Source organism: Paracoccus sp. (in: a-proteobacteria), from assembly GCF_030536915.1.
Taxonomy (GTDB): Bacteria; Pseudomonadota; Alphaproteobacteria; order Rhodobacterales; family Rhodobacteraceae; genus Paracoccus.
The window spans coordinates 1-11,976 of record NZ_JAUNPC010000084.1; the positions used below are offsets into that span (position 1 = coordinate 1).

At 68.9% G+C, this 11,976-nt stretch carries 13 protein-coding genes; 2 read left to right on the top strand and 11 right to left on the bottom strand.

Annotation, left to right across the window (positions count from 1 at the left end; all coding sequences use genetic code 11):
- Both pheS and Q4F04_RS12470 read right to left on the bottom strand, forming a co-directional pair.
- Nucleotides 1-818: phenylalanine--tRNA ligase subunit alpha (pheS, locus tag Q4F04_RS12465; RefSeq protein ID WP_303370145.1), on the bottom strand; the 818-nt coding region annotated here is incomplete at its 3' end.
- Nucleotides 819-871: 53 nt separating this feature from the next.
- Nucleotides 872-2,215 (bottom strand): cytochrome P450, encoded by a 1,344-nt coding sequence (locus tag Q4F04_RS12470; protein ID WP_303370146.1) that lies wholly within the window; start codon nt 2,213-2,215, stop codon nt 872-874.
- 87 nt (nt 2,216-2,302) lie between these two features.
- Between Q4F04_RS12470 and Q4F04_RS12475 the strand changes: the two genes are divergently transcribed.
- A complete protein-coding gene (locus Q4F04_RS12475; RefSeq protein WP_303370147.1) occupies nt 2,303-3,712 on the top strand; it encodes a sodium:alanine symporter family protein in 1,410 nt (469 codons plus the stop codon).
- A gap of 63 nt (nt 3,713-3,775) precedes the next feature.
- Here the strand turns inward: Q4F04_RS12475 and rplT are convergent, their stop codons facing one another.
- From rplT to pyk, 4 genes are all read right to left on the bottom strand, one after another.
- Nucleotides 3,776-4,159, bottom strand: a complete 384-nt coding sequence (gene rplT, locus Q4F04_RS12480; RefSeq protein WP_303370148.1) for a 50S ribosomal protein L20 — start codon at nt 4,157-4,159, stop codon at nt 3,776-3,778.
- A 13-nt stretch (nt 4,160-4,172) separates the two neighbouring features.
- Nucleotides 4,173-4,373, bottom strand: coding sequence for a 50S ribosomal protein L35 (gene rpmI, locus Q4F04_RS12485; RefSeq protein WP_090751848.1), 201 nt, complete (start codon nt 4,371-4,373; stop codon nt 4,173-4,175).
- A gap of 119 nt (nt 4,374-4,492) precedes the next feature.
- On the bottom strand, nt 4,493-4,717 hold the full coding sequence (locus Q4F04_RS12490) for a hypothetical protein (RefSeq protein ID WP_303370149.1): 225 nt from the start codon (nt 4,715-4,717) through the stop codon (nt 4,493-4,495).
- Between the two features lie 33 nt (nt 4,718-4,750).
- Entirely contained in the window at nt 4,751-6,199 is a 1,449-nt protein-coding gene (pyk, locus tag Q4F04_RS12495; protein WP_303370150.1) for a pyruvate kinase, read from the bottom strand.
- 130 nt (nt 6,200-6,329) lie between these two features.
- Here pyk and Q4F04_RS12500 point away from each other — a divergent pair, with 130 nt between their 5' ends.
- Nucleotides 6,330-7,070: an N-formylglutamate amidohydrolase gene (locus Q4F04_RS12500; protein ID WP_303370156.1), complete on the top strand. Its 741-nt coding sequence runs from the start codon at nt 6,330-6,332 to the stop codon at nt 7,068-7,070.
- Nucleotides 7,071-7,195: 125 nt separating this feature from the next.
- Here the strand turns inward: Q4F04_RS12500 and Q4F04_RS12505 are convergent, their stop codons facing one another.
- The 5 genes from Q4F04_RS12505 to Q4F04_RS12525 all read right to left on the bottom strand — a co-directional run.
- Nucleotides 7,196-9,391 carry a primosomal protein N' gene (locus tag Q4F04_RS12505; RefSeq protein WP_303370151.1) on the bottom strand — a complete coding sequence of 732 codons (2,196 nt, stop codon included), beginning with the start codon at nt 9,389-9,391 and terminating at the stop codon, nt 7,196-7,198.
- Nucleotides 9,392-9,643: 252 nt separating this feature from the next.
- A complete protein-coding gene (locus Q4F04_RS12510; RefSeq protein WP_303370152.1) occupies nt 9,644-9,799 on the bottom strand; it encodes a hypothetical protein in 156 nt (51 codons plus the stop codon).
- Nucleotides 9,796-10,212, bottom strand: coding sequence for a PaaI family thioesterase (locus Q4F04_RS12515; protein ID WP_303370153.1), 417 nt, complete (start codon nt 10,210-10,212; stop codon nt 9,796-9,798). The genes Q4F04_RS12510 and Q4F04_RS12515 overlap by 4 nt, the downstream gene beginning before the upstream one ends.
- Nucleotides 10,205-11,230 carry a Holliday junction branch migration DNA helicase RuvB gene (gene ruvB / locus Q4F04_RS12520; RefSeq protein WP_303370154.1) on the bottom strand — a complete coding sequence of 342 codons (1,026 nt, stop codon included), beginning with the start codon at nt 11,228-11,230 and terminating at the stop codon, nt 10,205-10,207. The genes Q4F04_RS12515 and ruvB overlap by 8 nt, the downstream gene beginning before the upstream one ends.
- A partial coding sequence (locus Q4F04_RS12525) for a M48 family metalloprotease (protein WP_303370155.1) occupies nt 11,227-11,976 on the bottom strand: 750 nt, incomplete at its 5' end. The genes Q4F04_RS12525 and ruvB, both read right to left, overlap by 4 nt.

Consider the following 11,976-nt stretch of genomic DNA (forward strand, 5'->3'; position numbering starts at 1 on the left):
CCGGACCAGTCGCAGCGGATGTCCACCTCGGCCGAGGGTTCCGTGAAGGGGAAATGCGAGGCGCGGAAGCGGAGTTCGACCTCGTCCACCTCGAAGAAGGCGCGGCAGAACTCTTCCAGCGTCCATTTCAGGTTGGCCATCGAGATGCCCTTGCCAATCGCCAGCCCCTCGATCTGGTGGAACATGGGCGTGTGGGTCTGGTCCATGTCCATGCGATAGACGCGGCCGGGGCAGATGATGCGGATGGGGGCGCCCATCGCCTCCATCGCGCGGATCTGGACAGGCGAGGTATGGGTGCGCAGGACATGGGGCGGGCGGGTGTCGCCTGCGGCCCGCGCCATGAAGAAGGTGTCATGCTCCTGCCGCGCGGGGTGTTCGGGCGGGATGTTCAGGGCGTCGAAGTTGTACCAGTCGGATTCGACCTGCGGGCCTTCGGCCACGGCGAATCCCATGTCGGCGAAGATCGCAGTGACCTCGTCCATCACCTGGGAGACGGGGTGGATGGTACCAGCCGGGCGCGGGCGGCCGGGCAGCGTGACGTCCAGCCATTCGCCCGCCAGCCGCGCGTCCAGCGCCGCGTCTTCCAGCGCCAGCTTGCGGGCGCGCAGGGCGGCGTCGATCTCGTCCTTGACGCGGTTGAGGGCGGCGCCGCTGGTCTGCCGCTCCTCGGGGGTCATGCGGCCCAACTCGCGCATCATCAGCGCGATCTCGCCCTTCTTGCCCAAGGCCGCCAAGCGGACCTCCTCCAGCGCCGTGACGCCTTCGGCCTCGGCGACGCGGGCAAGCCAAGTGGAACGCAAGCTGTCGGGATCGGTCATCGGGAGCCTCGCGGGAATTGCGGGGCGGGGTTAGCACGGGGGACGCGCGGTTTCTAGCGCGGCGTGGCGCGCAGCCAGACGCCGCCCTCGGGGCGGAGCGTCAGGATCATCCGCGGGCGCGGGTCGCGGCCGGGGACCAGCGCGAAGTCAAAGCGGGACAGCAGCGTGGCGAGAATGATCGCGGCCTCCTGCAGCGCGAAGTTGGCGCCGATGCAGATGCGGGGGCCGCCGCCGAAGGGCAGGAAGGCAAAGCGGTCGCGTTCCATGCCGGGGGCGAAGCGGCCGGGGTCGAAGGCGTCGGGGTTGTCCCAGAGCAGCTTGTGGCGGTGCAGGGCGTAGATCGGCAGCATGACGGTGTCGCCGGGCTGGATCTGGCGGCCGCCCAGCGTGTCGGCTTTCCGCGCCGTCCGGGACAGGAAGGCCGCGGGCGGGTAAAGCCGCAGCGTTTCCTGCACGATCTGCTGGATGTAGGGTAGGCGCGGCAAGTCGTCGGCGGTGATGCGGGGGCCAGCCGCCTGCGCCTCGGCCGCGGCGTGAGCCTGCACGGCAGGGTCGAAGGCGCAAAGGTAAAGCGCCCAAGACAGCGTCAGCGCCGTCGTCTCGTGCCCTGCGACGATGAAGGTCAGCAGGTTGTCCCGCAGTTCCGAGGGGTTCATCGACCGACCCGTTTCCGGGTCCACGCCCGAGCGCAGCAGGTCCAGCAGGTCGGGCGGCACGCGGGGACCGCGGCGGGCGCGTTCGGCGATGGCCCGGTCGGCGAGCGTCTTGGTCTGCTTCAGCGCCTTGCCCGAGAAGATCCGGCCCGGACGCGGCAGCCAGGGCGGCGCGCCCAGCACGTCCAGCAGCGACACCCGCCCGGTCGAGGCGATATAGCCGTTGATCGCATGGTGGACCGCATCGCGGTCAAAGGCGTTGTCGCCGGAAAAGGTCACGTCGCTGATGACGTCGAAGGTGGCGGCGATCATTTCGGCATAAGCGTCGAAGGGCTGGGCCGCGGCCTTGATGCGGGCGGCCGAGGCCTCGGCGGCGGCGGTCATCACCGGGGCCAGCGCCTCGACGTTGCGGGCGGCGAAGGCGGGGGCGGCGGCCAGCCGCTGCCAGCGCCATTCCGCCCCTTCGGCGATGAACAGGCTGTCGCCGATGGCCGGTTCCAGCAGCAGCTTGGTGACAGTGGACTTGGGGTAATCCTCGACCCGGTCCTTCAGGACGCGCCGCAGCGCATCCGGGTCCATGACCATGTGCCAGCGGATGCCCAGCCTGCCCGAGACCATCGGCTGGCGCAGGGCGAGTTCGGGAATCAGTTCCAGCAGGTTGCGCCGGGCCGTCAGCGCCGACCCCATGATGCCGAGCGGGCGCGTGGCGAGCGGGACACGGGGCGGCAGGCGATCTATCCTCATACGGCCCCAACCTCCGAATGCAGGGAACCGTTGCACCGCATCGCGCATGATGTCACGCCGGCGTGAGGTCCGGGACAGGAGAGATCCATGCTGGACAGCTTCATCGACGCGATCAATGGCGTCATCTGGAACTATGTGCTGATCTATGGACTGATCGCGGTCGGCATCTATTTCACGATCCGCCTGCGCTTCATCCAGTTCGTCCATTTCGGCGAGATGCTGCGCTGCACCTTCGGCCGGACGAAAAAGGACGCGGACGGGATCTCGCCCTTCCAGGCGCTGTCGGTCAGCCTCGCCAGCCGGGTCGGCACCGGCAACATCGCGGGCGTGGCGGTCGCGATCACGCTGGGGGGACCGGGGGCGGTCTTCTGGATGTGGGTCGTGGCGACGGTCGGCATGGCCACGGCCTATGCGGAGTCGGCGCTGGCGCAGCTTTACAAGGTGCACGGGCCGAACGGGATGTACCGCGGGGGGCCCGCCTTCTACATCGCCAGGGGGCTGCGGCTGCGTTGGCTGGCCGCGCTTTTCGCGGTGGCACTGCTGATCTCCTTCGGACTGGTGTTCGAGGCGGTGCAGGCCAATTCCATCGCCGAGGCCTGGGAAACCTTCGGCGTGCCGCGCTGGGTCACCGGCGTGTCGCTGGCCTTCTTCACGGCGATCATCATCTTCGGCGGCATTCCCCAGATCGCCAAGGCGGCCGAGCTGATCGTGCCCTTCATGGCCGGGGCCTATCTGCTGGCCGCGGCCTGGATCTTCGCCACCAACCTCTCCGAGGTGCCCGCCGTGCTGGGCCATATCGTCCGGCAGGCGCTGGGGCTGGAACCCGTGGCCGGCGGGGTCGCGGGCGGGATGGCGGCGGCGATGCTGAACGGGGTCAAGCGGGGCCTGTTTTCCAACGAGGCCGGGATGGGTTCGGCCCCGAACATCGCGGCGGTGGCGACGCCTGATCCGCATCATCCAGCGGCGCAGGGCTTCGTGCAGTCGCTGGGGGTCTTCATCGACACGATCCTCGTCTGCACGGCGACCGCCGTGATGATCCTGCTGTCGGGCGCGGTGCCTTCGGCCGAACTGACCGGGGTCGCGCTGACGCAGGCCGCGCTGGGCGAGCATTTCGGGCCGACGGGCATCTATTTCGTGGGCCTGGCGATCCTGTTCTTCGCCTTCACCTCGATCATCGGCAATTATGCCTATGCGGAAAACGCGCTGGTCTACCTTGGCTTCGGCGATCGGGGAATCTTCGTGCTGCGGCTGGCCGTGCTGGGCATGGTGATCTGGGGGGCGCTGCAGGCGGTCACGACCGTCTTCAACTTTGCCGACGCCTCGATGGGGGTGATGGCGACGATCAACCTGATCGCCATCGTGGCCCTGTCGGGGATCGTGGCGCGGATCACCCGCGACTATGTCGTCCAGCGCCGCATGGGACGGCGGCCCGAGTTCCACCTGTCCGCCCATCCCGAGCTTGCCGGGCGCGGCGTGGACAAGGACATCTGGCGCTGATGCCGGAAACGAAAGAACCCGCGCCGGGGCGCGGGTTCCTGTAATCCTGTCCTGCCGGACGGGTCAGGCGGCGGCTTGGGCCGGGGCGCCGGCGGCGGCTTTCGCCTGGGCCACGATGGCGTTGAAGGCCTCGGGCTCGTGCACGGCCAGGTCGGCCAGAACCTTGCGGTCCACCTCGATCCCGGCCTTGGACAGCGCGGCGATGAAGCGGGAATAGGTCATCTCGGCATCCACCGCGCGAACGGCGGCGTTGATGCGGGTGATCCACAGGGCGCGGAAGTTGCGCTTGCGGGTCTTGCGGTCGCGGGTGGCATACTGCAGCGCCTTGTCCACGGCCTGGGTGGCGGTGCGGAAGTTGCGCGAACGGTTGCCGTAATAGCCCTTGGCAGCGTCAAGGACCTTCTTGTGGCGGGCGTGGGTGACCTTGCCGGATTTAACGCGGGACATGGTTCAGATCCTCTCAGCGGTCGTAGGGCATGTATTTCTTGACGATCTTCGCGTCCTGGTCGGACAGGATCATCGTCCCCGTCACGTCCCGGATGAATTTCGTCGAACGCTTGATCATGCCGTGACGCTTGCCCGCCGGGCCGGCCTTGACCTTGCCGCTGGCCGTCATCGAGAACCGCTTCTTCGCAGCGGCCTTGGTCTTCATCTTCGGCATTTTCTTCTCCTGGAGTCAGAGTGAACGCGCGACTCGGCAATGCCATAGGGCCGGCCGCGCGGATGTCGAAGCGCGCCTGATAGCGGCGTCCGGCCCGGATGGCAAGGGAAAAGCCGGCCTTACAGCCGGATCTGGCCGCTCAGAAGCCTCTGCCAGGCCAGCCCCAGGTCCTGCACGCGGAACGGCGTCGGATCCAGCCAGGCGCCTGCGAACAGCGCCGCCAGCCCGAAGACGAAGGCGATGGCGGCTCCGCGCGGCGGTTCGGTCCGCGCCAGCGCGGCAATCGCCAGGATGACCGACACCGCCATCGACGCGGTGCCCAGCAGGATGAGGATGTCGGACATGCCTTGCAACTCGTGAGGGGCGCGGGTGCGCCGTTATTCAGGGTCCGTGCTGGATAGCAACAGCTCGTCGCAGGATGCAACGCGAAGAATGTTGGTGGAGCCCGCGATGTTGAACGGAACCCCCGCGATCACGATGACCTTGCGGGTGCTGTCGGCGAAGTCGAACTCCTGCGCGGCCTCCACGGCATTGAGCACGGCCCGCTTGAAGCGTTCCAGTTGCGGCGTCAACACGCAATGCGCGCCCCAGATCAGCGACATGCGCCGCAGCACGTCGCGTTCCGAGCTCATGGCGATGATCGGCACCTTGGGGCGTTCGCGGGCGACCAGCCGCACGGTGGTCGAGGACTGGGTATATGCGCAGATCGCGGCGATGTCGGTGGTTTCGGCGATCTCGCGCGCCGCCACGGCCATCGAATCGGCCACGCTGGTGCGGTTGTCGGTGCCGCGCGAACCGTCGATGATCATGCGATAGGTCGGGTCCGTCTCGACCGAGCGGGCGACGCTGTCCATGGTCTGCACCGCCTCGACCGGATAGCGCCCGGCGGCGGATTCGGCCGACAGCATGATGGCATCGGCGCCCTCGTAGATGGCGGTCGCGACATCGCTGACCTCGGCCCGGGTGGGCATCGGGCTTTCGATCATGGATTCCAGCATCTGGGTCGCCACGATCACGGGCTTGGCCGCCTGCCGGCAGGCGCGGACCAGCCGCTTCTGGATCGGCGGCACCGAATGGACCGGCAGTTCGACGCCAAGGTCGCCGCGCGCCACCATGATCCCGTCCGAGACCTTCAGGATCTCGGCGAAGCATTCCACCGCCGCGGGCTTCTCGATCTTGGACAGGATGGCGGCGCGGCCATTGGCCAGCTCGCGCGCCTCGATCACGTCCTCAGGGCGCTGGACGAAGGACAGGGCCAGCCAATCCACCCCCAGGCCGCAGGCGAATTCCAGGTCGGCCCGGTCCTTCTCCGACAGCGCCTTGAGCGGCAGCACCGCGTCGGGGACATTGACCCCCTTGCGGTTGGAAATCGGCCCGCCCGCCGTCACCACGCAATCGGCGAAATCCGGCCCGCAGTGCTGAACCCGCAGGCGGATCTTGCCGTCGTTGACCAGCAGGCGCGAGCCGACCTTCAGCGCCGCGAAGATCTCGGGATGGGGCAGTTGGACGCGCTGGCCGTCCCCCGGCGCGGGATCGAGGTCGAAGCGGAACGGTCGGCCTTCCTCAAGCTCATGGCCGCCTTCCGCGAAGACGCCGACCCGCAGCTTCGGCCCCTGCAGGTCGGCCAGCACGCCGATGGGGCGGCCAAGCTCGGCCTCGATGGCGCGGATGGCGTCATAGCGGGCCTTCTGGTCGGCATGATCGCCGTGGCTCATGTTCAGGCGGAAGACGTCCGCGCCCGCCTCGAACAGCGCTCGGATCGTCGCGAGATCGCTCGACGACGGGCCAAGCGTTGCCACGATCTTCACGTTGCGGTGTCGTCTCATCTGCCTGTTTCCCCTGCCTGCCGTCATGTTTGCGCTATCGTCTAGCCGTCCCTTGCGGAACGGGCAACTGGCGCGGTCCTGCCGCGGGACGTATACCGCCCCCATCATGAACGCGCATGACAGCGATCCGATCGACGCCCCGCCCTTCACCATCGAGGGAGAAACCCGCCCCTCGCGCTGGCTTGTCACCTGTGACCACGCGACGAACCGCGTGCCGCCATGGGTGAACGGCGGCGACCTGGGGATCGGCGCACAGGACATGGCGCGGCACATCGCCTATGACGTGGGCGCGGCGGGGCTTGCCTCGGCGCTGGCTGAAAGGCTGGGCGCACCGATGGTGCGGTCGGATTTCTCGCGCCTCGTGATCGACCCCAACCGGGGCGAGGACGACCCGACCCTGCTGATGCGGCTTTACGACGGCACGGTGATCCCGGCGAACCGCAGCGCAGATGCGGCGGAACGGGAACGCCGGCTCGACCGTCTCTACCGCCCCTATCACCGGGAACTCGCCCGGCTGGCCGCCGCCCATCCCGCGCGGGCGATCTGCGCCGTCCACAGCTTCACCCCGCAACTGAAGGGCCGTCCGCCGCGCCCGTGGCTTGTCGGCATCCTCTACTCGCACCGCGACGAGCGGCTCGGCCCCGCCATGGTCCGCGCCTGCCGCGCGCAGGGATGGATCACCGGCGACAACAAGCCCTACAGCGGCCACCTGCAGGGCGACTCGATCGACACCCACGCGCTGGCGCATGGCCGCCCGAACCTGCTGGTCGAGGTCAGGAACGACCTGATCCGCGACGCCGAAGGGCAGGAACTCTGGGCCACCTGCCTTGCCCCCGTGCTGGAATCCGTGCTGGCCGAAAGCGGCGCCTGACGTGGGACTCTGCCCCATACCCTAGGGGTATCTGGGCCGGAAAGAAGAACCGGAGTGGCTTCTTTCCGGCCCAAATAGCCACTTCAATCGTGCAACCCCGTGGTGCGCCGGCAATCGGAGAGCAGTCACAGAAAGCTCTGCGGATCGATATCCACCGCCAGCCGCAGGTTCGTGGGCGGCTTGGGGGCGGCCGCCAGCCACTCGGCGATGGCCGGTTGCAGCGGCGCCTGACGGGGGGTACGCACCAGCATCCGCACGCGATAGCGCGCCCGCACCCGGGCGATGGGGGCAGGCGCGGGGCCGAACAGCTCGGCCCCGATCTCGGAAAGGGGCGCGGCGCGGCGGGCGAGTTCCTGCGCATAGGCCTCGACCACCGGCTGATTGGGATGGGACAGGATGATCCCGGCCAAGCGCGAGAAAGGCGGCATCCGGGCGGCTTGGCGGGATTCGGCCTCGGCGTTCCAGAAGGCCTCGTCGTCGCCCGACAGGATCGCGCGGATCACCGGATGCTCGGGCTGGTGGGTCTGCAGCAGCGCCAGTCCCGGCCGGTCGCCCGCCTGCCGCCCGGCCCGCCCCGCGACCTGCCGCATCAGCTGGAAGGACCGCTCCGCCGCCCGCAGGTCCGCGCCCTGCAACCCGAGATCCGCGTCGATCACCCCGACCAGCGTCAGCAGGGGAAAGTTGTGGCCCTTCGCCACGATCTGGGTGCCGATGATGATGTCGGCATCCCCCGCCGCGATGTTCGAGATCGTCTCCTTCAACGCCCGGGCCGAGGTGTAGAGGTCCGAGGACAGCACCACCGCCCGCTTGCCGGGGAAACGCTCGGCCACCTCTTCGCCCAGCCGCTCGACGCCGGGGCCGATGGCGGCAAGCTTTCCCTCGACACCGCAGGCGGGGCAGGCAACCGGGATCGGCTTCGACGCGCCGCATTGGTGGCAGATCAGCCGCCGCTGGAAGCGGTGCTCGACCATCCGCGCGTCGCAGTCGTCGCAGCCGATCTGGTGACCGCAGGCCCGGCAGGTCGTCACCGGCGCATAGCCCCGGCGGTTGAGGAACAAAAGCGACTGTTCCCCCCGCTCCAGCCGCTCGTCCACTGCCCGGCCGAGCGTGGGCGAGATCCAGCGCCCCGAGGGCAGGTCCTCTTTCCGCAGGTCGATGGCGGCCATCTCGGGCAGTTCCGCCTCGCCATAGCGGGCGCGCAGGTCCACGCGGCGATACTTGCCCGTGGCCGCGTTCACCCAGGTCTCGATCGAGGGGGTGGCCGAGGCCAGCACCACCTGCGCCCCCTCGATGCTGGCGCGCAGCACGGCCATGTCGCGGGCGTTGTAGTGCACCGTTTCGTCCTGCTTGTAGGAGCCGTCGTGCTCCTCATCGACGACGATCAGCCCGAGGTCGCGGAAGGGCAGGAACAGCGCGGACCTTGCGCCGACAACCAGCCCGACCTCTCCCCGGCCCGCCATGTGCCACAACCGGCGGCGTTCGGTGCGGGTGATGCCCGAGTGCCACTCGCCGGGACGGGCGCCGAAGCGGGCCTCGACGCGGTCGATGAACTCGGCCGACAGCGCGATTTCCGGCAGCAGAACCAGCGCCTGCCGGCCCATCCGCAGCGTCTCGGCCACGGCCTCAAGATAGACTTCGGTCTTGCCTGACCCCGTGACGCCCCGCAGCAGCGTCGTCGCATAGCCACCGCCCCGCAGGCCCGTCCGCAGCGCCTCGGCCGCGTCCGCCTGATCCGGCGCCAAGGGCTTGCCCGGCAGCGAGGGGTCCAGGCGCGGATAGGGCACATCCTTCGGCGCCTCGGTCTCGACCAGCGTGCCCGTGCCGACCAATCCCTTCACCACTGACGTGCCCACGCCCGCCAGTTGTGCCAGTTCCGAGGGCGCGAAGCCCGCCCCGCCATGCTCCTCGATCACCCGCAGCACGGCGGCGCGCGCGTCGGTCATCCGGTCGGGCGCAGGCCCCGCGCGGTGGACGACGCGCCGCGCGGCGGGCGGCTGGTCCAGATCGGGCGCGCGCAGCGTCATCCGCAGCATCACCGGCAAGGGCGTCAGGGTGTAGTCGGCGGCGCGCCCGATGAACTCCAGCATCCCCTCGCCGAAGGGGGCGGCGTCCACCAGCCGCGCGATAGGCCGCAGCTTGGCCGCGTCGAAGTCGCCCATCCCCTTGCCCCAGACTACGCCCAGAACCCGGCGCGGACCCAGCGGCACGACGACCAGTTGCCCCAGCAGAACGCCTCCCTCGGGCGAGAGATAGTCGAGCAGGCCCACCGGCTCGGTCGTCAGCACCCCGATGCGGGCGCCCTGGGGGAAATGCGTGGTCATGAACTCCTGCGCACGGCGGATGGTGGGGCGGAACTCCGCCCTACGCTCATGTCACCCCGCCTTGCCGGGAGGTCAACGGCACAGCGGATGGCTTCGGTTCGCGTCCTCCTGCGCCGTCACGCCGCAGGGAGGTCCCGCCCCGACTTCCACCACCATTCTTTTCAAGGAGGCGATGGCATCGGCAATGCCCTGTCTTCTCCTTCCCGAAGGGATCACGGGCTTGCCCCGCATGGCGGGGTTTCACCGCACCTTTCAGATGTCCGACAGGAAAAACCGCTGGAACACGAAGATGCAGGCGCCGATCCCCAGGACTGCCAGAAGCATGTGCCCGGTGCTGAAGGCCCAGATCGTCAGGGCGAAGACGATTGCGGTCACGGCATAGCGCAGGATCAGGGGCCAGCCGCTCATGGTTCCACCGGAACCATGGTGCCCAGAAGGGTGGCGACGTGCTTGCGGCCCTTGTCCCCTTCTGCGAAGACGTCTGACGCCACCGCGACGATGCGGCGGCCGGGGCGGATCACCCTCCCTTCGGCCACGAGACGCTCGCCTACGGCGGGCGATAGCAGGTTGATCTTCATCTCGACGGTGACGACCTCGGCCCCCTCCGGCAGGACCGACAGCGCCGCATAGCCCGCAGCCGAATCGCCGATGGCAAAAGCCAGCGCGGCATGGGCAAAGCCCTGCTGCTGCAGCACATGCGGCGCGATCGGGGCGGCGATGCGGGTGCGGCCCTCGGCGGCTTCCTCAAGCTCGGCCCCCAGCGTCTGCATCATCGTCTGCCGGGCAAAGCTGCCCCGCAGCCGGCTTTCCACGTCATTCATCGAACAATCCTGCCTGCGCGGCCTTGGGCATGTCCAGCCCCAGATGCCGCCATCCCAAATGCCCCAGCATCCGGCCACGCGGCGTGCGCAGGATCAAGCCCTGTTGCAGAAGGTAAGGCTCGATCACCTCCTCGATGGCGTCGCGGCTTTCCGACAGCGCGGCGGAGAGCGTCTCGACCCCCACCGGCCCGCCTCCGTAATGCTCGGCCATCAGCGTCAGGTAACGGCGGTCGGCCGAGTCCAGCCCGAGGTCGTCCACCCCCAGCCGGGTCAGCGCCATGTCGGCGAGTTCCCGCGTCACCCGCCCGTCGCCTTCCACCAGCGCGAAGTCCACCACCCGGCGCAGCAGCCGGCCCGCAATCCGGGGTGTGCCACGGGCGCGGCGGGCAATTTCCCACGTACCCTCCGGCTCGGCCTTGATCCCCATCAGCCGGGCGCCGCGGGAAACGATCTGGTCCAGTTCCTCGTGGGTGTAGAACTGCAGCCGCGTCGGGATGCCGAAGCGGTCGCGCAGGGGCGTCGTCAGCAGCCCCAGCCGGGTCGTCGCGCCGACCAGCGTGAAGGGCTGAAGCTCAATGCGGACGGTGCGGGCGGCAGGCCCCTCGCCGATCACGAGGTCCAACTCGAAATCCTCCAGCGCCGGGTACAGGACCTCCTCGACCGCCGGGTTCATCCGGTGGATCTCGTCGATGAAGAGAACGTCGCGAGCTTCGAGGTTCGTCAGGATCGCAGCCAGATCGCCCGCCCGCGCCAGCACCGGTCCCGAGGTCATCTTGAAGTTCACGCCCAGTTCCCGCGCCATGATCTGCGCCAGCGTGGTTTTCCCCAGCCCCGGAGGCCCGTGGAACAGCGTGTGGTCCATCGCCTGTCCCCGCATCCGGGCGCTGTCGATGAAGACGCGCAGGTTGGCGCGGGCCTCGGCCTGGCCGATGAACTCCTCCAGCTTCTGGGGGCGGAGGGCGCGGTCCTCGGCCTCGCCCTCCATCCGTTCGCCGCGCAGCGTGGGATCTGGCGTCATCCGCGGCGGACCGGGGGAACGGAACTACGGGCGACAGGTGCCACCTGCATCTGCGCCAACAGGTCGATGCGTTCCTGCGTCGAGGGATGCGTCGAGAAAAGCTGATCCATCTTCAGCGCCCCCAGCGGGTTGATGATGAACATCGATGCCGAGGCGGGGTTGCGTTCCGCCGGGATGTTGACCGTCCGCCCCGCCGCATTGGCGATCTTGGCCAGCGCCGAGGCGAGCGCCATCGGGTTGCCGCAGATCTCGGCCCCTGAGCGGTCCGCCACGTATTCCCGCGACCGCGAGATCGCCATCTGCACCAGCACCGCCGCCAAGGGCGCGAGGATCATGGCGAGGATGCCGCCCAGCGCCCCGCCCGGCCGGTCGCGATTGCCGGTGAACAGCATGATGTTGCCCAGCATCGCAATCGCCCCTGCCATCGTCGCGGTCACCGTCATCGTCAGCGTGTCGCGGTGCCTGATATGCGCCAGCTCATGCGCGATCACCCCCGCAAGCTCGTCGCGGCTGAGTATCCGCAGCAGCCCCTGCGTCACCGCCACCGCCGAGTTCTCGGGGTTCCTGCCCGTGGCGAAGGCATTGGGCTGCTCGGTCGCCAGCACATAGACGGCGGGCATCGGCAGCCCGGCGCTGTCGGCGAGTTGCCTCACCATCCGCACCAGATCGGGCGCCTCGGCCTCGGTCACGGGCATCGCGCCATGCTGGCGCAGCACCGCCTTGTCGCTGTTCCACCAGGCCCAGAC

What these genes read in the sequence shown, in the direction of transcription:
- rplT (WP_303370148.1), bottom strand. Translation starts at nt 4,159, where the DNA reads ATGTCCCGCGTTAAATCCGGCAAGGTCACCCACGCCCGCCACAAGAAG.
- ruvB (WP_303370154.1), bottom strand. Translation starts at nt 11,230, where the DNA reads ATGACGCCAGATCCCACGCTGCGCGGCGAACGGATGGAGGGCGAGGCC.
- Q4F04_RS12510 (WP_303370152.1), bottom strand. Translation starts at nt 9,799, where the DNA reads ATGAGCGGCTGGCCCCTGATCCTGCGCTATGCCGTGACCGCAATCGTC.
- pyk (WP_303370150.1), bottom strand. Translation starts at nt 6,199, where the DNA reads ATGAGACGACACCGCAACGTGAAGATCGTGGCAACGCTTGGCCCGTCG.
- rpmI (WP_090751848.1), bottom strand. Translation starts at nt 4,373, where the DNA reads ATGCCGAAGATGAAGACCAAGGCCGCTGCGAAGAAGCGGTTCTCGATG.
- Q4F04_RS12475 (WP_303370147.1), top strand. Translation starts at nt 2,303, where the DNA reads ATGCTGGACAGCTTCATCGACGCGATCAATGGCGTCATCTGGAACTAT.
- Q4F04_RS12470 (WP_303370146.1), bottom strand. Translation starts at nt 2,215, where the DNA reads ATGAGGATAGATCGCCTGCCGCCCCGTGTCCCGCTCGCCACGCGCCCG.
- Q4F04_RS12505 (WP_303370151.1), bottom strand. Translation starts at nt 9,391, where the DNA reads ATGACCACGCATTTCCCCCAGGGCGCCCGCATCGGGGTGCTGACGACC.
- Q4F04_RS12515 (WP_303370153.1), bottom strand. Translation starts at nt 10,212, where the DNA reads ATGAATGACGTGGAAAGCCGGCTGCGGGGCAGCTTTGCCCGGCAGACG.
- Q4F04_RS12490 (WP_303370149.1), bottom strand. Translation starts at nt 4,717, where the DNA reads ATGTCCGACATCCTCATCCTGCTGGGCACCGCGTCGATGGCGGTGTCG.